Here is a 17,880-nt window from a genome sequence, read left to right on the forward strand (position 1 = left end):
AACCACCCCTTGTCTTTTGCGCGCGCCAACGGCACTTTGGGGCCGTATCGGGGAGAATGCGGACATGCGCGCGGCGATCGCGGCGGGACTGGCGGTGATGGGGATTGCGGGCGATGCCGTGGCCGAGGAGTCGCTCGCCCTGGCCGCCCTGCGCTTCGACCCCCTGTCGCTGGGCATCGGCGCCCTGCTGGTCCTGGTGCCGGCCGTGGCGGTGCTGCTGCTGTTGCGCTGGCGCATGGTGGGGCTGGCCGCCGACGCCACGCGCTCCGCCGCCCTGGCCGAACGCCTGGGCGAGAGCCTGCTGGCGGCGCCCGACGGCTTCTACGCCTGGCTGGGGGGCGAGCGCGAAATCTGCTCGCGCCGCCTTGCCGTGCTGCTGGGCCTGTTCGGCGGCACCGACTCCACCTTCACCGACGTGCTGGAATCCTTCGCCGCCGCCGACGCCGCCCAGTTGGACGGCGCCGCGTCCCGCCTGCGCAAGGAAGGCCAGGGCTTCGAGCTGGAACTGCGCCTGCGCGACGGCGGCCGCCGCGTCCGGGCGTTGGGAATCCGCGCCGCCGGCGCCGATGGCCAGGCTCTGGCCGACCTGATCTGGATGCACGACGTGACCGAGGATGCCGCCTTCGAGGCGGAGCTGGCGTCGCGCCTGGCCGGGCTGGTGGCCGAACGGGAACGGATCGAGGGCCTGCTGGGCATGCTGCCCATTCCCGTCTGGGTGCGCGACGACGACCTGTCGCTGCTGCACGTCAACCGGGCCTACGCAAGGGCGGTGGACGTGGCCTCGCCCCAGGCGGCGGTGGCGGGGCAGATCGAACTGGCCTCGGACGGCTCGGTGCGCGAGGCCCGCGCCCTGGCCGCCCGGGCGCGGGCGGCGGGCGAGCCCCGCGCCGAATCCTTCCATCTGGTGCTGGGCGGCCAGCGCCGCTTCACCGAGATCACCGAGGCGCCGTTCGAGACCGGCGACGGCGGGCTGCTGACCGCCGGCTACGCCATGGACCTCACCCGCATCGAGGAATTGCAGGTGGAGCTGTCGCGCCACGCCAGCGCCCACGCCCAGGTGCTGGAGCATCTGGCCACCGCCATCGCCATCTTCTCCACCGATACGAGGCTGACCTTCTTCAACACCGCCTTCACCCGGCTGTGGCGGCTGGAAGCGGACTGGCTGGGGAATCAGCCCACCTACGGCGCCGTGCTGGATTCGCTGCGCGAACGCCGCCTGCTGCCCGAGGTGGCCGATTACCGCGCCTACAAGGAAGACGAACTGAAGCGGTTCATCTCGCTGATCGACGCCGCCGAGACCCTGCTGCACCTGCCCGACGGCCGCACCCTGCGCCGGATGATCGCCGCCCATCCCTATGGCGGGCTGATCTTCACCTACGAGGACGTCACCGACACCCTGGCGCTGGAGCGCTCGTTCAACACCGCGCTGGCGGTGCAGCGCGAGACCCTGGACCACCTGCACGAGGGCGTGGCGGTGTTCAGGGGCGACGGGCGGCTGCGCCTGTTCAATCCCGCCTACGGGCGCATCTGGAACCTGCCGGCCTCCCTGCTGGAGGCCGAGCCCCACGTCAACGAACTGGTGGAGGCCCACCGGCCCTATTTCGAGGGCGGCGCCGGGCGCGCCTCGGTCTGGCCGGAAATGCGCGAGCGCCTGATGGCCCTGTTCAACACCCGGGCGCCCCAGAGCGGCAGGGTCGAGCGCCTGGACGATTCCATCGTCGATTTCGCCTCGGTGCCGCTGCCCGACGGGGCCATGCTGCTGACCTGGCTGGACGTCACCGATTCCGCCCGGGTCGAGCGCGCGCTTCGCGAAAGGAACGAGGCGCTGGCCGCCGCCGACCTGTTGAAGAGCGAATTCATCGCCAACGTCTCGGCCGAGGTCAGAAAGCCGCTGACCACGGTGATCGGCTTCTCCGAGATGCTGGCCGCCGAGTATTTCGGCAAGCTCAACAAGCGCCAGCACGAATACGCCAAGGGCATTACCGAGGCGGGCCAGGGGCTGCAGGCGCTGATCTCCGACATCCTCGACCTCGCCGCCATCGAGGCGGGCCAGATGACGCTGGAACTGGACACCGTCGACATCCACCCCATGCTTTCCGGCGTGCTGGGGCTGGTGCGGGAAAGGGTGCGCGAGAAGAAGCTGCACCTGGATTTCGACTGCCCGCTGGAGATCGGCTGGATCGTCGCCGACGAGCGCCGGCTGCGCCAGGTGATGTTCAACCTGCTGGGCAACGCGCTGAAGCGCACGCCGGCCGGCGGACGGGTGACGGTGCGGGCCGAGCGGCGGCCGAGCGAACTGGCGCTGACCATCAGCGACACCGGCGCCGTCCTGTCCGACGAACAGCGCCAGAGCCTGTTCGACGGTTTCGCGCCGGGCGGCCGCCGCGAGGCGCTGCCGGCCGGCCGGGGCGACGACGATTCCGGCATCGGACTCGCCCTGGTGCATCGTTTCGTGGACCTGCATGGTGGCAGGGTGGAATTGGCTTCGGTTCCCGGCGAGGGTACGGTGGTGACCGTGCGCCTGCCGGTGGGCGTCGGAGCGGCGTAATCTGCAAGGGAGCGGACGGGAGATGATGAGCAAGATGGGATGGCGGAGGGGCCTTGTCGCCGCCGCGATGCTGGTGGCGGCGGCCCTGCCCGCCCGGGCCGAGACGGTGACCGAGGAATTCTCCATCGGCAGCAAGTGGCCGGATCAGCCGCTTTATATCCGCAACAAGCACCCCGCCAATCTCTACGACGTCAAGCCGGAGAAGACGGTGCTGTTCCTGCACGGCGCCACCTACCCCGCCCATTCCTCCTTCGACATGGCGGTGGACGGCCAGAGCTGGATGGACTGGATGGCGGCCCGGGGCTATGACGTCTACACGCTCGACATCCGCGGCTACGGCAAGTCGGGCCGTCCCCCCGAGATGAAGCAGACGCCCGAGGCCAACCCGCCCGTGGTGGACACCACCGAGGCGGTGGAAGACGTCACCCGCGCCGTGGACTTCATCCTGTCGCGGCGCAATTCCCAGCGCCTGGTGCTGGTCGGCTGGTCGTGGGGCGCCACCCTGGCCGGAACCTACGCCAATTCCGCCCAGGACAAGGTGGAGCGGCTGGTGCTCTACGCGCCGCAATGGCTGCGCGACGTGACGCCGCCCACCGACGCCGAACTGGCCCGGGTTCCCGCCTGGCGTCAGGTGGACCCCAGGGACGCCCGCGACATCTGGCTGAAGGCGGTGCCCGAAGCCAAGCGCGACGCCGTGCTGCCCAAGGCCGTGTTCGGCGACTGGCTGAAGGCGACCCTGGCCAGCGATTCCGAGCCCGCCTCCCCCAACACGGTGCGCGCTCCCAACGGCGTGGTGCTGGACACCATGCGCTATTGGGCCTCGGGCAAGCCGCGCTGGAACCCGGAGCGCCTGTCCATTCCCGCCCTGGTGATCCAGGGTGAATGGGACGCCGAGGCGCCGCCCGCCATGGGGATGAAGCTGTTCAACCGCCTCACCGGTTCGCCCTACAAGCGCTACGTCATGGTGGGCGAGGCCACCCACGCCGCCCTGATCGAGAAGAATCGCAGGCAGCTTTATCAGGCGGTGGCCGAGTTCCTGGAATCCCCGGCGCCCCGGCGCTGAAGCAGGCGGAAGCAATGATGACGAAGAAATTTCTCCATGTGGGCTGCGGCCCGCAGAACAAGTCGGGCCTGAAGGGCTTCGACTCCAGTGATTGGCAGGAAATCCGCTTCGATATCGACGCCAGTGTGAACCCCGATATCGTCGGTACGCTCACCGACATGCGGCAGGTGGAAACCGCCAGCGTCGATGCCGTCTATTCCAGCCACAACATCGAACACGTCTTCCCGCACGAGGTGCTCACCGCGCTGAAGGAGTTTCACCGGGTGCTGAAGGATGACGGCTTCCTGGTGATCACCTGTCCCGACCTGCAAACCGTCTGCGAGGCCGTGGCGCGGGACCAGCTGATCGAGCCGCTCTACGATTCCCCGGCCGGTCCCATCAGCCCCATCGACATCCTCTACGGGCACCGCGGGATGATCGCCCAGGGCAACACCTACATGGCCCACAAATGCGGCTTCACCTATTCGGTGCTGGACCGCTGCCTGCTGGGAGCGGGATTCGCCAATACCATCGGCGGACGGCGGCAGAAATCGTTCGACCTGTGGCTGCTGGCCTTCAAGTCGGAGACCAGCGAGGCGCGGATGCACGAGCTGGCGCCAAAGTTCCTGCCGTGATCCTCTCGGATCAGCGTCCGAACAGGTCGGGCGGGTCGGCCTCGTCCGCCGGGCAGAGGTCGGCCATGCCGATGCCCAGCAGGCGGAAGGCGCGTCCGTCCGCCTGACGCTCCAGCAGCGCCAGCCCGGCCCGCCGGATGACCTCCGCCCGCCGGGTCGGATCGGCGAGGCGATGATGGCGGGTGATCACCCGGAAATCGGCGGTCTTGAGCTTCAGCACCACGGTGCGCCCCGCCAGCCGGGCGCGGTCGAGGCGACGCGCCACGCCCTCGGCCAGCGGCGCCAAGGCTTCGGCCAGGGCCTTGGACTCCCGAATGTCGCGGGCGAAGGTGGTCTCGGTGGAGACGCTCTTGGCCGGGCGATCGGGATTGACCGGGCGGAGATCGATGCCATGCACCATGCCGGCCAGCCGCCGGCCGAACTTGCCCCAGCGCGCCACGAATTCCGCCTCGGGCAGGGATTGCAGCTGGGCGATGGTGGTGATGCCCTGCTCCGCCATGCGCGCCGCCGTGGCCGCCCCGATGCCGAACAGGGCGGTCACCGGGCGGGGCGCCAGGAACGCCGCCGCCTCCCGGCGGCCGATCACCGAGAAGCCGTCGGGCTTGTCCAGGTCCGACGCCATCTTGGCCAGGAACTTGTTGTAGCTGAGGCCCACCGAGACGGTGATCCCCACCTCGCGGCGGATGGCGCGGGCCAGCCGGGCCAGCAGCACCGCCGCCGGACGCTCCACCCGCCGCACCTCCGGCGACAGATCGAGATAGGCCTCGTCCAGGGACAGCGGCTCGACCAGGGGGGTGGCCTTCTCGAACAGCGCGCGGATGTCGGCGCTGACCCGCTTGTATTTCGCGATGTCGGGGGGAATGACCACGGCGTGCGGGCAGAGCTCCAGCGCCTTGAACATGGGCATGGCCGAGCGCGGCCCGAACTTGCGCGCCACGTAGCAGGCGGTGGTCACCACGCCGCGCCCGCCCGGATGGCCGACGATCACCGGCTTGTCGGCCAGGGATGGATTGTCGCGCTTCTCCACCGAGGCGTAGAACGCATCGCAGTCGATGTGGGCGATGCAGAGATCCGGCAGCTCGGCATGGCGGACCAGCCGTGCCGAGCCGCAGGCGGCGCACACGTCCTCCCCCGTTCCCAGGGCCCCGCAATCCCGACATACCGCCGGCATCTGGTCACCATATGTTCCCATGGGTGGACTATAGCGCGGCCCGGACGAAAAGAAACCCCCGGATACCGGCCGGGGCGCGGAGCGCGCCCCTCACCCGCCCTCCATCACCTGCTTGACCGCCCCGGCCAGTTGCTTGAGCGAGAAGGGCTTGGGAAGGAAGTGGATGCCGGCGTCGGGATCGATGCCGTCGCGGGCGACGTCCTCGGAATAGCCCGAGATGAGGATGACCTTGATGTCGGGACGCTCCATGCGCACGAAACGGGCCAGCGTCACGCCGTCCATGCCGGGCATCACCACGTCGGAGATGAGGACGGCGATGGCTTCGCCGCCGTTCAGCACTTCCATGGCCTGCTCGCCCGAACGGGCCTCGATCACCGTGTAGCCCTTGTTCCGAAGCGCCCGGGCGCCGAACAGCCGCACGGCGTCCTCGTCCTCCACCAGCAGGATGGTGCCCGATCCGGTGAGATCGGCCCCGGCGGATTCCGCCTGCTGGGCGGGGCGTCGGGTCTCGGCCGCCGGATCGGCGTCGATGCGCGGCAGATAGATGGAGAAGGTGGCGCCCTGGCCGGGCTCGGAATCGACGAAGATGAAGCCGTCGGTCTGGCGCACGATGCCGTAGACGGTGGACAGCCCCAGGCCGGTGCCCGCCCCCACCTCCTTGGTGGAGAAGAACGGCTCGAAGATGCGCGCCAGGTTCTCCTTGCCGATACCGGTGCCGGTATCCATCACCTCGATCAGCACGTAATCCCCGGCCGGCATCAGTTCTGGGCCGCGCTGCACCGGCTGGTCCACGTGGACGGCGTTGGTGCGGATGGTCAGCGCCCCGCCGCCCGGCATGGCGTCCCTGGCATTGACGGCGAGGTTGATGATGACCTGATCGAACTGGCCGGGATCGACGCGCACCAGCCCCAGGGCGCGGCCATGGGTCATGCGCAGCTCGATGGTCTCGCCCAGCAGGCGGCGCAGCAGGTTGGACAGTTCCGCCAGGGCGTCGGTGACGTTCAGCAGGCGCGGCTGCAGCGCCTGCCTGCGCGAGAAGGCCAACAATTGCCGCACCAGCGAGGCGGCGCGGTTGGCGTTCTGCTTGACCTGCATGATGTCGGCGAAGCTGGGATCACCCGCCCCGTGCCGTTGCAGCAGCAGGTCGCAGAAGCCGATCATGGCGGTGAGCAGATTGTTGAAGTCGTGGGCCACCCCGCCCGCCAGCTGGCCCATGGCCTGCATCTTCTGGCTCTGGGCGAACTGCATTTCCAGGTTGCGCTGCTCGGTGGCGTCGATGAAATGGATGACCAGGCCCGAGATGTCGCCGTCCTCGTGGCTGGGGCTGACGAACAGCTGGGCGATCAGGTTGCGCCGCCCTTTCAGGCGTACCTCCAGATGGGTGCCGGGGGTGGAGCCGGTCAGCACCTTGCCCAATTGTTCCGAGGCCGGGGTCCGGTTCTCCTCGGCGATGACGTCGATGACGGGACGCCCGATCATATCGTCGCGGTCGATGCCCAGCATGGCCTGCAGCGCCAGATTGCAGGCGCCGATGGCCCCGTCCAGGTCCACCAGGGCGATGCCCACCGGCGCGTCGTCGAACAGCCAGCGGAAGCGGCGCTCGGCGGCCCGCAGCGCCTTTTCCCACTGCTGTTCCGGCACCAGATCGCGCACCACCACCGAGCGGGTGAACATCTCGCCGCCCTCGTCGAACACCGAATGGGCGACCAGGGCCTGGAACACCTCGCCCGAACGGCCCCGGAGCCGCAGCTCGGCGCGTTCCTCCTCGGGGTTGGGGACGGTGCCGAACACCTCGGCCAGATTGTGGCCGACGATCTCGTCGCCGCTCTTGCCCAGCCACTCGGCCAGACGCTGGTTGACGTAGCGCACCGTGCCGTCGGCATCGGCGGAATAGCAGCCCACCGGCAGCAGGTCGACGAAGTCGGACAGCAATTCGTTCTCGCGCCTGAGCGTCTCCTCGATGGCGCGGCGCGGGCTCACGTCCTCGACGGTCCAGGCCACCGCCCGGGCGCCGCCGGCCGGCCTGACCTCCAGCGCGAACCACTCGCGCCCGCCCCCGGCCGAGACCAGGCTGATTTCGGTGCGCCGGGGCGCCCCCACCGCGGCGGCAGCGTCCAGACGCTCCAGCTCGGCCAGGGCGCGGTCGTCGGCGGCGGCAAGGCCCTTGAGCGGCTCCAGGGGATCGGCGCCTCCCCCCAGCAGTCGGCGCCCCGCCTGATTGCGATACAGCTCGCGTCCGTCGGACGCCACCACCAGCACGGCGCGGGTTTCCGAGTCCAGCGCCCCGGCCAGGGCCGGCGCATCGCCCCCCGGACGGCCGGCACGGCGCAGCAGCATGCCGCCCGACACCGCCGCCACCAGGCCGGCCGCCGCGATGGCCGGCCAGCCGGCCTGGGCGATTCCCAGCAGCGCGGTCCCGGCCACCGCGGCGGCCAGACTGAGGACCAGGGGGGCGGGCATGGGCTCAGTTCGCAAGTTCACCCTTCAGCTTCATGACGTAGCCGATGATTTCCGCCACCGTCTTGTAGTGCTCCGGCGGGATTTCCTCATCCAGTTCGACGGTGGCGTAAAGGGCGCGGGCCAGCGGAGGGTTCTCGACGATGGGCACCTCGTTCTCGGTGGCGAGGTCGCGGATGCGCTTGGCGATCAGATCGACGCCCTTGGCCACCAGGACCGGCGCGTTCATGGCATCCTGGTCGTATTGCAGCGCCACCGCGTAATGGGTGGGGTTGGTGACCACCACGCTGGCCTTGGGCACCGCCTGCATCATGCGCTGGCGGGCGCGCTGCATGCGCAGCGCCCTGAGGCGGCCCTTGATCATGGGGTCGCCTTCGGTCTGCTTGTGCTCGTCCTTGATCTCCTGCTTGGTCATCTTCATCTGCTGGGTGAAGGACCAGCGCTGATAGAACCAGTCGGCGGCGGCCAGGGCGAAGACCAGAATCACCACGATCATGATCATGGCCACCACCTGCTGGCGCAGGTAGTCCAGCACCGCCATCAGGTCCAGCGCCGCTAGCGCGGCGTACTCGCTCATATGCGACTTCAGGATCAGGAAGACGACGAAGCCGATGGCGCCCACCTTGAACAGGGACTTCAGGAACTCGACCAGATTGCGGCCCGAGAAGATGCGCTGAATGCCCTTCATGGGGCTCAGCTTGCTGAAATCCATGGTCAGCTTGTCGGGCAGGAACATCAGGCCGCTCTGGGCCATGGCCGAGGCGACGGCCAGGACCATCAGCAGCAGCATGGGCAGGACCAGGAGCTTGATGATGCCGATGGTGACCTCGGCCAGCAATTGCCCCACGTCGGGCTGGTCCATGGGAAAGGCGTGGGGATGCTCGATGAAGGGGAGCATCAGGCGTTGGACGTCCTTGGCCATGTAGGGCGCGAACATGGCGACGATGGCCAGCGCGCCCACCAGGCCGGCCCAGATCTTCACCTCCTGGGAGGTGGGGATGTTGCCCTGCTCGCGGGCCTGGGTCAGTTTTCGGTCGGTCGGCTCTTCCGTTTTGTCTTCGGCGTCTTCGGCCATGGTCTCACCTCGGCTGGACGTAAGGCATCAGGCCGGATTCGAAGAAGCGCAGGAACAGCGAGATGATCAGCGGCAGCGACACCATGAACAGCCACATCCCCACCATCACCTGCACCGGCATGCCGACGAAGAACACCTGCAGCTGGGGCACCAGCCGCGACAGCAGGCCGAGGCCAGTGTAGAACACCAGGCCGAACACCACCAGCGGCGCCGCGAACTGGGTGCCGACCTTGAAGGTGTCGGTGACCAGATGGCCCAGCGTCTCGGCGTAGTCGCCGAACTGCAAGGGCTGGCCCGGCGGGAACAGGGCGTAGGATTCGAACACCGCCTGGAACATCAAATGATGCATGTCGGTGGCGAACACCGCCACCAGCCCGATATTGGACAGGAAGCCGGTCAGCAGCTGGCTCTGCTGCTGGGCGATGGGATCGAACGAGAAGGCGTTGGTCAGGCCCGTCTGATAGCCGATCATGGAACCGGCCATGTTGAGCGTCGACATGATGACCATGATCACCGTGCCGAGGAAGATGCCGATCACCGCCTCGCCGAAGATGGCCAGCACCATGCCCCCCACCGTGCCCGGCACCCGCGGGAAGCTGCCGCCCACCACCGGCAGCATCACGAAGGCGATGGAAAGCGCCAGCAGCAGCCGGATGCGGGTCGAGACCAGCGAACCGCCCAGGCCGGGAAACAGCATCAGGGCCGAACCGATGCGGGTGAACACCAGGAAGAAGCGGAAGATGTCCAGCTGCAGCAGTTCGGTCAGCACGTCAGCCGCCGCCGGCGATGACGCGGTCCATGACCAGCTTCCAGAACTCGGCCAGCGAGTGCAGCATGAACGGCAGGAACAGGATCATGGAGGCGAAGACCAGCAGCATCTTCGGCACGAAGGTCAGCGTCTGCTCCTGAATCTGGGTGAGCGTCTGGAAGATGGAAATCACCAGGCCCACCACCAGGCCGGTCAGCAGGGTGGGCGCCGCCACCTTCAGCATGACGATGATGGTCTCGCGGGCGATGTCGATCAGCTCGGGCTCGGTCATCCTTGCGACGGCCCCGGGCTCAGATGGGCATGCGCAGGATTTCGTTGTAGGCGTTGATCACCTTGTCGCGGACGTTGACCACGGTTTCCAGGGTCATTTCCGCGTTGGCCACGGCGGCCACCACTTCCCGGATGTCGGCCTTGCCGGCGATGGCCGCCATGGAGGCCTTTTCCGCCGACTTGGCATCACCCACCGCCACCTTGGCGGCATCCTTCAGCACGCTGGCGAAATCGGTGCCGGTTCCCTCGGACTCGGAGGACTTGCCCACCGAGTCGAAGGGATTGGCGGCGGACTTGTAGGCGGAGATGGCGTCGGTGAGACGGGAGGTCATGATGGCGAATCCTTAACGCAGCATCTCGATGGTGCGAGTGAGCAGCGAGCGCGAGGTGTTGATGACGTTCATGTTGGCCTCGTAGCTGCGCTGGGCCTCGCGCATGTCCATCATCTCGACCAGCGGATTGACGTTGGGGGCCAGAACGTAGCCGTCGCGGTCGGCGGCCGGGTGCTTGGGATCGTAACGGCGCTGAAACTCGGACGAATCGCCCCGGACCTTGTCCACCGTGACCCGGCTGACCCCGGTGGCGCGGTCCAGCTCGGTCTTGAAGGTCATCACCTTGCGGCGGTAGGGCAGCCCCTCGGGGGTCTGGGCCAGCGAATCGGCGTTGGCGAGATTCTCCGAGATCAGGCGCAGGCGCTGGGACTGCACCTTCATGCCCGAAATGGCGGTTTGCGTACTTTTGCTCAGCTCGTCCATGGCGGTCTCTTCGACTTACCCGGTCACGGTTTCAGCGGCCGCCCGAGGCGGTCTTGATCATCTTCTGGTACTTCTGGAACAGCGAGGCGGCGGCGTTGTAACGCGAATTGGCCTCGCCCATCTTGGCCATCTGCTCTTCCAGGATGACGGCATTGCCGTCGGGCGTGGATTCGTAGGTGCGGCGCTGGGTCACCGCCTTGAACGGGCTGGGCGCCATCTCGGGCACGATGTGCCGGGCATTGGTGGCGGTGGCGCCGACCTCTGGCTGGGAGGTCCCGGCCAGGACCTCCTTGAAGTTCAGCGGCTTGATGTCCTTGGGCAGGTAACGCGGCGTATCGATGTTGGCGATGTTGCCGGCCAGCACCTCCTGGCGCTGGGCGATCCAGTCCATCTGGGCCTTGGCCATCTTGAAGATGCCGAGATCGTCATACATCTGCGCGAAACCTTCGCCTGCCGAATTCAGGGGCGAGCGGAACCTTTCTCGCCATGATCACTATCCGCCCGACCCTTTTAAGATTCGGTAAAGTAGCCGATTTCGCATTCAGGTTAGCCCACAGCAATCGGTTTGTTGTGTTTTTTCCTGTCGGTGGTAGACTGAACCCATACCGCCTCCAGCAGTACGCATGTGGGACAGATGATCCGCCTCATGCCGAACCTGGAGGCTTCCGCTTTTTGATGCGGATTTGCAGACTATGACGTTGCGGAGGAGCAAGTTGGCTACCGCCATCCTTGTTGATGCAGGCTTCTTTCTGAAGCGCTTTCACAAAGTATATCCCACCAAAGACAGCCGAGATGCCGCAGCCGTCGCGCGCGCGATGCACGAAATGGCCCTTGACCATCTCTCGCAGCGGGGCGAGACGGAGCGAAAAGACCTCTACAGGATTTTCGTATACGACTGCCTGCCTCTGACAAAAAAGGTTCACCTCCCGATTTCAAAGAAGGCACTTGACTTCGGCAAGTCGGAGACCGCGCAATTCCGCTCAGCATTCCACACCGAGCTGAAGCGGTTGCGCAAGGTCGCATTACGGCTTGGGCGGCTTCAGGATGGGAATTGCTGGCTGCCGACCCCCAGGGCGTCGGAAGATTTGCTCAAAGGCCGCAAGACTTTCGATTCTCTTGGAGACGATGATTTTCAGTATGATGTCCGGCAAAAGGGCACCGACATGAAAATCGGACTCGATATCGCGTCTCTGGCATATAAGCGCCAAGTGGATCAGATCGTGCTTGTTGCAGGAGATGCCGACTTCGTTCCTGCTGCCAAATTGGCTCGACGGGAAGGAATCGATTTTGTCCTCGATCCGATGTGGAATGCAATTTCTCCGGATTTGCACGAACACATTGATGGCTTGCGGTCCACCTGCCCGAGGCCATCTGCCACCATTTAAACGAATTTTAAGCGCGCCGGCGCCATTGTGAAGCCTGGAAACCCCGATGGGAAGCCGCCGATGGGCAACAGGGACATTTGGGACGAAGAGGCGGAAGCCGAGCGGGCCGAGGCCGCCGCCCGGCCGCAGCGCCGCCAGGTGGCCGTGGCGCTCTCCGACGATCCCGACAATCCCGGCATGCCCACCGTCACCGCCTCCGGCCGGGGCGCGGTGGCGGAACAGATCCTGCAGCTGGCCTTCGCCCACGGGGTGAAGGTCCGCACCGATCCCGACCTGGCCGAGGTGCTGGCCGCCGTCGAGGTGGACACCGTCATTCCGGTGGAGGCCTTCGTCGCGGTGGCCGAGATTCTGGCCTATGTCTATCGCGCCAACGCCGCCATGGGCGGGGCGGCGGCTCCGGGAGGCAGCGCATGAGCGAGCAGTCCGAGACCGTCCGCCAGGAACTGGAAAAGGCCGCCACCCTGGTGGGCACCGCCCGCCGCCTGCTCGCCACCGGAACCGAGGTGGACCTGGCCGCGCTGGAGGGCCGGGTGAAGTTCGTCTGCGGCGCCGTGCTCGACCTTGACCGCAGCGAGGGAGCGGCCTTCCGCCCCGGTCTCGAGGCCCTGGTCGCCGACCTGGACCGGCTGGCCGCCGCGCTGACCCAGCGCCACAACCCGACCTCCCTGGACGCCTGAGCATGGATTCAGCCCATTACCTGCGCTTCATCCTGTCGCTCGTGGCGGTGCTGGGACTGATCTTCGCCGTGCTGTGGGTGGTGCGCCAACGCCTGCCCGGTGCCATGGCGGGACGAAACGGGCCCGGGCGCCGCCTGGGCATCGTCGAATCCTTGACGCTGGACGTGAAACATCGTCTTGTCCTGGTGCGCCGCGACGACCGCGAGCATCTGGTGATCCTGGGTGGCGGCCAGCCGGTGGTGGTCGAATCCGACTGTCCCAGGGCCGCCTTCGCCCTGTCCAAATCCGAGGCTTCCTGGCCCGAGGCCCCAAAGCCGGAGACCGGAACATGACCCGCCTTGCCTTGCGCCCCCGGCTGATCCTGGCCGCCGCCATCGGCATCGTCACCGCCGTGCTGGCCGGACCGGCGCTGGCCCAATCCCTGAACATCGACCTGGGCGGCCCCCAGGCCAGCGCCACGTCGCGCATCATCCAGCTGATCGCGCTGACCACCGTCCTGTCGGTGGCGCCAAGCATCCTGGTGATGGTCACCTCGTTCACCCGCTTCGTGGTGGTGCTGGGCTTCCTGCGTCAGGCGCTGGGCACCATGCAGAGCCCCCCCAACACCGTGCTGGTCAGCCTGGCCCTGTTCCTCACCGCCTTCGTCATGGCGCCCACCTTCGAGAAGGCCTGGACCGACGGCATCCAGCCGGTGATGGACGGCCACCTGGACGAGATCGAGGGCTTCGAGAAGGCCATCAAGCCGTTCCACGCCTTCATGAGCAGGCATGTCCGCGCCCAGGACCTGAAGCTGTTTATGGACCTGTCGCGCTCCAAGGAGGTGGAGAAGGCCGAGGACGTGCCGCTCAAGGCCCTGATTCCCGCCTTCATGATCAGCGAGCTGCGCCGGGCCTTCGAGATCGGCTTCCTGGTCTTCCTGCCCTTCCTGATCATCGACATGGTCATCGCCTCGGTGCTGATGAGCATGGGCATGATGATGATTCCACCGGCCATGATCTCACTTCCGTTTAAGCTAATATTCTTCGTCATGGTGGACGGCTGGTATCTGGTCGTAGGGTCCCTGGTGCAGAGTTACGGGTAAGGACCTACTACCGAATCGAGAAGTGACGGCACATTTCGCATTGGTTTAAATTCAGTTAACCAAGGGCGCGAATTGTGTTGACCTACCTTTGTCATACTTCGCGCACAACCATTGTCTGGATCACCTCCAGCCCAAGGAAATGCCGAAGAATGCCTTTCAATCTTGACGCCTTCCGCGCCGGCTTCGGCGCCACCATGGACAAGATCCGGGACCATCTGCTGGAATTAAGCCGCGCCCAAGAGGAGATGCGCCGCCGCATCGAGGCATTCGGCACCCGCTGATCCCGTCCGGAAGAAACAGCCCCGCCGGCGCTTTCGCATCGGCGGGGCTTTTTTTGGCCGGCTTGCGGGCGAAACGCCCGCGCTCCGGAGGTCGGCCCGTGATGGAGCGCGGCCGTTCCGGCCGCTCCCCTCGGAGGATCAGGCCAGACCCATCTTCTTCTTCAGGTTCTCGTCCAGCTTGTCCAGGAACTGCTGGGTGGTCAGCCACGACTGGCCGGGGCCGATCAGGATGGCCAGGTCCTTGGTCATGAAGCCGGATTCCACGGTTTCGACGCACACTTCCTCGAGGGACTGGGCGAACTTGGCCACCTCGGGGGTGTTGTCGAACTGGGCGCGGTAGAACAGGCCCCGGGTCCAGGCGAAGATGGACGCGATGGGGTTGGTCGAGGTCTCCTTGCCCTTCTGGTGCTCGCGGTAGTGCCGCGTCACCGTGCCGTGGGCGGCCTCGGCCTCGACGGTCTTGCCGTCGGGGCTCATCAGCACCGAGGTCATCAGGCCCAGCGAGCCGAAGCCCTGGGCCACGGTGTCGGACTGCACGTCGCCGTCGTAGTTCTTGCAGGCCCAGACGAACTCACCCGACCACTTCAGCGCCGAAGCGACCATGTCGTCGATCAGGCGGTGTTCGTAGGTGATGCCCAGCTTGTCGAACTCGGCCTTGAATTCCTTCTCGTACACTTCCTGGAAGATGTCCTTGAAGCGGCCGTCATAGGCCTTGAGAATGGTGTTCTTGGTCGACAGGTAGACCGGCCACTTCTTCTGCAGGCCGTAATTCATGCAGGCCCGGGCGAAGCCGTAGATGGATTCGTCCAGGTTGTACATGCCCATGGCGACGCCGGCGCCGGGGAAGTCGAACACCTCGTGCTCGATGGTCTCGCCGTTGGTGCCGACGAACTTGATGGTCAGCTTGCCCGGGCCGGGGACGGTGAAGTCGGTGGCCTTGTACTGGTCGCCGAAGGCATGGCGGCCGATGACGATGGGCTTGGTCCAGCCGGGCACCAGGCGCGGCACGTTCTTGCAGATGATCGGCTCGCGGAACACGGTGCCGTCGAGGATGTTGCGGATGGTGCCGTTGGGCGACTTCCACATCTTCTTGAGGTTGAACTCCTTCACCCGCGCCTCGTCGGGGGTGATGGTGGCGCACTTGACGCCGACGCCATACTTCTTGATGGCCTCCGAGGCCTCGACCGTCACCTTGTCGTCGGTCTTGTCGCGGTATTCGATGCCCAGATCGTAATATTTCAGGTCGATGTCCAGATAGGGCAGGATCAGCTTGTCCTTGATGAACTTCCAGATGATCCGGGTCATCTCGTCGCCGTCCAGCTCGACGATCGGGTTTGCGACTTTGATCTTCTTCATTGACGGTGTTCCTCGGGGTGCGAAAGGCCCAATTACTGCTTGTCTTTAGATGGCGGACCGGAACGAAGGCGGCGGGAGTTCGCTTCTCCCGCCGCCGCCGAACCGTATTAGATGGCGGCCAGCGCCGCGTTCAAGGTGGCGCTGGGCCGCATGGCGGCCGAGGTCTTGGCGTCGTCGGGGCTGTAATAGCCGCCCATGTCGACGGGCTTGCCCTGGGCCGCGATCAGCTCGGCGTTGATCTTGGCCTCGTTCTCGGTCAGCGCCTTGGCCAGCGGAGCGAAGCGGGCGGCCAGCGCCGCGTCCTTGGTCTGCTCGGCCAGGGCCTGGGCCCAGTACAGGGCCAGGTAGAAGTGGCTGCCGCGATTGTCCAGCTGCCCCACCTTGCGGGCCGGCGAGCGGTCGTTGTCGAGGATCTTGCCGTTGGCCTGATCCAGGGTGTCGGCCAGCACCTGGGCCTTGTCGTTCTTGAAGGTCTGGGCCAGATGCTCCAGCGACACGGCCAGCGCCAGGAACTCGCCCAGGCTGTCCCAGCGGAGATAGCCTTCCTCCTGGAACTGCTGCACGTGCTTGGGCGCCGAACCGCCGGCGCCGGTCTCGAACAGGCCGCCGCCCGCCATCAGCGGAACGATGGACAGCATCTTGGCCGAAGTGCCCAGTTCCAGGATGGGGAACAGGTCGGTCAGGTAGTCGCGCAGCACGTTGCCGGTGGCCGAGATGGTGTCCTGGCCCTTGCGGATGCGGTCCAGCGACGCCTTGCAGGCCTCGGCCGGGGGCAGGATGGAGATGTCCAGGCCCGTGGTGTCGTGATCCTTCAGGTACTTTTCCACCTTGGCGATGATCTGGGCGTCATGGCCGCGGTTCCGGTCCAGCCAGAAGATGACGGGCGTGTTGGACAGGCGCGCGCGGGTGACGGCCAGCTTGACCCAATCCTGGATGGGGGCGTCCTTGGTCTGGCACGAGCGGTAGATGTCGCCCGCCTCCACCTTCTGCTCCAGCAGCACGGCGCCCGAGGCATCGACCACGCGGATGACGCCGTCGGCGGCGGCCTCGAAGGTCTTGTCGTGGGAGCCGTATTCCTCGGCCTTCTGGGCCATCAGGCCGACATTGGGGACGCTGCCCATGGTCTTGGGGTCGAAGGCGCCGTTCTTCTTGCAGTCCTCGATCACCACCTGATAGACGCCGGCGTAGCAGCGGTCGGGAATGATCGCCTTGGCGTCGTGCAGCTTGCCGTCCTTGCCCCACATCTTGCCGGAATCGCGGATCATTGCGGGCATGGAGGCATCGACGATGACGTCGGAGGGGACGTGCAGGTTGGTGATGCCCTTGTCGGAATTCACCATGGCCAGCGGCGGGCCGTTCTCGTAGGCCTTGGCGATGTCGGCCTCGATCTCGGCCTTCTTGTCGGCGGGAAGCTTCTCGATCTTGGCCAGCAGGTCGCCCAGGCCGTTGTTGACGTTGACGCCCAGGTCGCGAATGGTCGCGGCGTGCTTCTCGAACACGTCCTTGAAGAACACGGTGACGGCATGGCCGAACATGATGGGGTCCGAGACCTTCATCATGGTGGCCTTGAGGTGCAGGGAGAGCAGCAGGCCGGGCTGGGACTTGGCGTCCTCGATCTGCTCGGCGTAGAAGGCGCGCAGCGCCCTGGCGCTCATCACCGAGGAATCCACCACTTCGCCCGCCTTGAGGGCCAGCTTGTCCTTCAGCACGGTGACGGCGCCGTCCTTGCCCACGAACTCGATGCGGGCGGTGGTGGCGGCGTCCAGGGTCACCGACTTTTCCGAGCCGTAGAAGTCGCCGTGGGTCATGTGGGCGACGTGGGCCAGGGAGGACGAGGCCCAGGCCCCCATCTTGTGCGGGTTCTTGCGGGCGTAGTTCTTGACCGAGAGCGCCGCGCGGCGGTCGGAATTGCCCTCGCGCAGCACCGGGTTCACCGCCGAGCCCAGCACACGGCCGTAGCGGGTCTTGATCTCCTTCTCGGAATCGGTCTTGGGGTCCTCGGGGTAGTCGGGAATCTTGTAGCCCTGGGACTGCAGCTCCTTGATGGCCGCCTTGAGCTGCGGCACCGAGGCGCTGATGTTGGGCAGCTTGATGATGTTGGCCTCGGGCTTCAGCGTCAGCTCGCCCAGTTCGGCCAGTTCGTCCTTGATCTTCTGGGCGGGGGTCAGGTTCTCGGGGAAAGTGGCGATGATGCGACCGGCCAGCGAGATGTCGCGGGTTTCGACGGCGATTCCGGCCGCCCCGGTGAAGGCCTGGACGATGGGAAGCAGGGAATAGGTCGCCAGAGCCGGCGCCTCGTCAACCTTGGTCCAGATGATTTTCGCGGTGCTCATCGTTTCTCATCCCTTCGCTGGAAGCCCTTGCCGTCGTCCGCCCGT

The 17,880-nt window shown here is 66.4% G+C and carries 19 protein-coding genes; 9 read left to right on the top strand and 10 right to left on the bottom strand.

Features of this window, described 5'->3' with window-relative positions:
- Positions 1-64 precede the first annotated feature (64 nt).
- The 3 genes from ACV4UZ_RS00470 to ACV4UZ_RS00480 are packed head-to-tail and all read left to right on the top strand — an operon-like array spanning position 65 to position 4,225.
- Positions 65-2,548: a sensor histidine kinase gene (locus ACV4UZ_RS00470; RefSeq protein ID WP_491598995.1), complete on the top strand. Its 2,484-nt coding sequence runs from the start codon at positions 65-67 to the stop codon at positions 2,546-2,548.
- Positions 2,549-2,570: 22 nt separating this feature from the next.
- A complete protein-coding gene (locus tag ACV4UZ_RS00475) occupies positions 2,571-3,611 on the top strand; it encodes an alpha/beta hydrolase (RefSeq protein ID WP_491598996.1) in 1,041 nt (346 codons plus the stop codon).
- A gap of 14 nt (positions 3,612-3,625) precedes the next feature.
- Entirely contained in the window at positions 3,626-4,225 is a 600-nt protein-coding gene (locus ACV4UZ_RS00480) for a class I SAM-dependent methyltransferase (RefSeq protein ID WP_491598997.1), read from the top strand.
- A gap of 10 nt (positions 4,226-4,235) precedes the next feature.
- On the opposite strand, the gene ACV4UZ_RS00485 is transcribed toward ACV4UZ_RS00480, so the two are convergent.
- From ACV4UZ_RS00485 to flgB, 8 genes are all read right to left on the bottom strand, one after another.
- Positions 4,236-5,417, bottom strand: coding sequence for a DNA polymerase IV (locus tag ACV4UZ_RS00485; RefSeq protein WP_491598998.1), 1,182 nt, complete (start codon positions 5,415-5,417; stop codon positions 4,236-4,238).
- Between the two features lie 69 nt (positions 5,418-5,486).
- Positions 5,487-7,871, bottom strand: coding sequence for a PAS domain-containing protein (locus tag ACV4UZ_RS00490; RefSeq protein WP_491598999.1), 2,385 nt, complete (start codon positions 7,869-7,871; stop codon positions 5,487-5,489).
- Positions 7,861-8,928, bottom strand: a complete 1,068-nt coding sequence (flhB, locus tag ACV4UZ_RS00495; protein WP_491599000.1) for a flagellar biosynthesis protein FlhB — start codon at positions 8,926-8,928, stop codon at positions 7,861-7,863. Before flhB ends, ACV4UZ_RS00490 begins: the two co-directional genes overlap by 11 nt.
- A 4-nt stretch (positions 8,929-8,932) precedes the next feature.
- Positions 8,933-9,697: a flagellar biosynthetic protein FliR gene (gene fliR / locus ACV4UZ_RS00500; protein WP_491599001.1), complete on the bottom strand. Its 765-nt coding sequence runs from the start codon at positions 9,695-9,697 to the stop codon at positions 8,933-8,935.
- A gap of 1 nt (position 9,698) precedes the next feature.
- A complete protein-coding gene (gene fliQ, locus ACV4UZ_RS00505; protein ID WP_491599002.1) occupies positions 9,699-9,968 on the bottom strand; it encodes a flagellar biosynthesis protein FliQ in 270 nt (89 codons plus the stop codon).
- 19 nt (positions 9,969-9,987) lie between these two features.
- Positions 9,988-10,299 (bottom strand): flagellar hook-basal body complex protein FliE, encoded by a 312-nt coding sequence (gene fliE / locus ACV4UZ_RS00510; protein ID WP_491599003.1) that lies wholly within the window; start codon positions 10,297-10,299, stop codon positions 9,988-9,990.
- Between the two features lie 12 nt (positions 10,300-10,311).
- The gene (flgC, locus tag ACV4UZ_RS00515) at positions 10,312-10,722 is read right to left on the bottom strand and encodes a flagellar basal body rod protein FlgC (RefSeq protein ID WP_491599004.1); all 411 of its coding nucleotides are present in this window, start codon (positions 10,720-10,722) and stop codon (positions 10,312-10,314) included.
- Between the two features lie 31 nt (positions 10,723-10,753).
- Positions 10,754-11,155 (bottom strand): flagellar basal body rod protein FlgB, encoded by a 402-nt coding sequence (gene flgB / locus ACV4UZ_RS00520; protein ID WP_491599005.1) that lies wholly within the window; start codon positions 11,153-11,155, stop codon positions 10,754-10,756.
- 280 nt (positions 11,156-11,435) lie between these two features.
- On the opposite strand from flgB, the gene ACV4UZ_RS00525 reads away from it, so the two are divergent.
- The 6 genes from ACV4UZ_RS00525 to ACV4UZ_RS00550 all read left to right on the top strand — a co-directional run bounded on the left by ACV4UZ_RS00525 (position 11,436) and on the right by ACV4UZ_RS00550 (position 14,146).
- Complete coding sequence (locus tag ACV4UZ_RS00525) at positions 11,436-12,107, top strand: NYN domain-containing protein (protein WP_491599006.1); 672 nt, start codon at positions 11,436-11,438, stop codon at positions 12,105-12,107.
- 60 nt (positions 12,108-12,167) lie between these two features.
- The gene (locus tag ACV4UZ_RS00530; RefSeq protein WP_491599007.1) at positions 12,168-12,521 is read left to right on the top strand and encodes an EscU/YscU/HrcU family type III secretion system export apparatus switch protein; all 354 of its coding nucleotides are present in this window, start codon (positions 12,168-12,170) and stop codon (positions 12,519-12,521) included.
- A complete protein-coding gene (locus tag ACV4UZ_RS00535; protein WP_491599008.1) occupies positions 12,518-12,784 on the top strand; it encodes a hypothetical protein in 267 nt (88 codons plus the stop codon). Before ACV4UZ_RS00530 ends, ACV4UZ_RS00535 begins: the two co-directional genes overlap by 4 nt.
- Positions 12,785-12,786: 2 nt before the next feature.
- Positions 12,787-13,116 (top strand): FliO/MopB family protein, encoded by a 330-nt coding sequence (locus tag ACV4UZ_RS00540; RefSeq protein WP_491599009.1) that lies wholly within the window; start codon positions 12,787-12,789, stop codon positions 13,114-13,116.
- The gene (gene fliP / locus ACV4UZ_RS00545; protein WP_491599010.1) at positions 13,113-13,865 is read left to right on the top strand and encodes a flagellar type III secretion system pore protein FliP; all 753 of its coding nucleotides are present in this window, start codon (positions 13,113-13,115) and stop codon (positions 13,863-13,865) included. Before ACV4UZ_RS00540 ends, fliP begins: the two co-directional genes overlap by 4 nt.
- A 149-nt stretch (positions 13,866-14,014) precedes the next feature.
- Positions 14,015-14,146, top strand: coding sequence for a hypothetical protein (locus ACV4UZ_RS00550; RefSeq protein ID WP_491599011.1), 132 nt, complete (start codon positions 14,015-14,017; stop codon positions 14,144-14,146).
- A gap of 138 nt (positions 14,147-14,284) precedes the next feature.
- Here ACV4UZ_RS00550 and ACV4UZ_RS00555 read toward each other — a convergent pair whose 3' ends face one another.
- Both ACV4UZ_RS00555 and ACV4UZ_RS00560 read right to left on the bottom strand, forming a co-directional pair.
- Entirely contained in the window at positions 14,285-15,502 is a 1,218-nt protein-coding gene (locus ACV4UZ_RS00555; RefSeq protein ID WP_491599012.1) for an NADP-dependent isocitrate dehydrogenase, read from the bottom strand.
- 107 nt (positions 15,503-15,609) lie between these two features.
- Positions 15,610-17,835 carry an NADP-dependent isocitrate dehydrogenase gene (locus ACV4UZ_RS00560; RefSeq protein ID WP_491599013.1) on the bottom strand — a complete coding sequence of 742 codons (2,226 nt, stop codon included), beginning with the start codon at positions 17,833-17,835 and terminating at the stop codon, positions 15,610-15,612.
- Positions 17,836-17,880: the final 45 nt, after the last annotated feature.

It is taken from the genome of Paramagnetospirillum sp., from assembly GCF_058402745.1.

Bases quoted from the DNA above. Each gene is read 5' to 3' on its own strand.
- ACV4UZ_RS00470 (WP_491598995.1), top strand. From the start codon at position 65: ATGCGCGCGGCGATCGCGGCGGGACTGGCGGTGATGGGGATTGCGGGC.
- ACV4UZ_RS00475 (WP_491598996.1), top strand. From the start codon at position 2,571: ATGATGAGCAAGATGGGATGGCGGAGGGGCCTTGTCGCCGCCGCGATG.
- ACV4UZ_RS00480 (WP_491598997.1), top strand. From the start codon at position 3,626: ATGATGACGAAGAAATTTCTCCATGTGGGCTGCGGCCCGCAGAACAAG.
- ACV4UZ_RS00485 (WP_491598998.1), bottom strand. From the start codon at position 5,417: ATGGGAACATATGGTGACCAGATGCCGGCGGTATGTCGGGATTGCGGG.
- flhB (WP_491599000.1), bottom strand. From the start codon at position 8,928: ATGGCCGAAGACGCCGAAGACAAAACGGAAGAGCCGACCGACCGAAAA.
- fliQ (WP_491599002.1), bottom strand. From the start codon at position 9,968: ATGACCGAGCCCGAGCTGATCGACATCGCCCGCGAGACCATCATCGTC.
- fliE (WP_491599003.1), bottom strand. From the start codon at position 10,299: ATGACCTCCCGTCTCACCGACGCCATCTCCGCCTACAAGTCCGCCGCC.
- flgC (WP_491599004.1), bottom strand. From the start codon at position 10,722: ATGGACGAGCTGAGCAAAAGTACGCAAACCGCCATTTCGGGCATGAAG.
- flgB (WP_491599005.1), bottom strand. From the start codon at position 11,155: ATGTATGACGATCTCGGCATCTTCAAGATGGCCAAGGCCCAGATGGAC.
- ACV4UZ_RS00530 (WP_491599007.1), top strand. From the start codon at position 12,168: ATGGGCAACAGGGACATTTGGGACGAAGAGGCGGAAGCCGAGCGGGCC.
- ACV4UZ_RS00535 (WP_491599008.1), top strand. From the start codon at position 12,518: ATGAGCGAGCAGTCCGAGACCGTCCGCCAGGAACTGGAAAAGGCCGCC.
- ACV4UZ_RS00540 (WP_491599009.1), top strand. From the start codon at position 12,787: ATGGATTCAGCCCATTACCTGCGCTTCATCCTGTCGCTCGTGGCGGTG.
- fliP (WP_491599010.1), top strand. From the start codon at position 13,113: ATGACCCGCCTTGCCTTGCGCCCCCGGCTGATCCTGGCCGCCGCCATC.
- ACV4UZ_RS00550 (WP_491599011.1), top strand. From the start codon at position 14,015: ATGCCTTTCAATCTTGACGCCTTCCGCGCCGGCTTCGGCGCCACCATG.
- ACV4UZ_RS00555 (WP_491599012.1), bottom strand. From the start codon at position 15,502: ATGAAGAAGATCAAAGTCGCAAACCCGATCGTCGAGCTGGACGGCGAC.
- ACV4UZ_RS00560 (WP_491599013.1), bottom strand. From the start codon at position 17,835: ATGAGCACCGCGAAAATCATCTGGACCAAGGTTGACGAGGCGCCGGCT.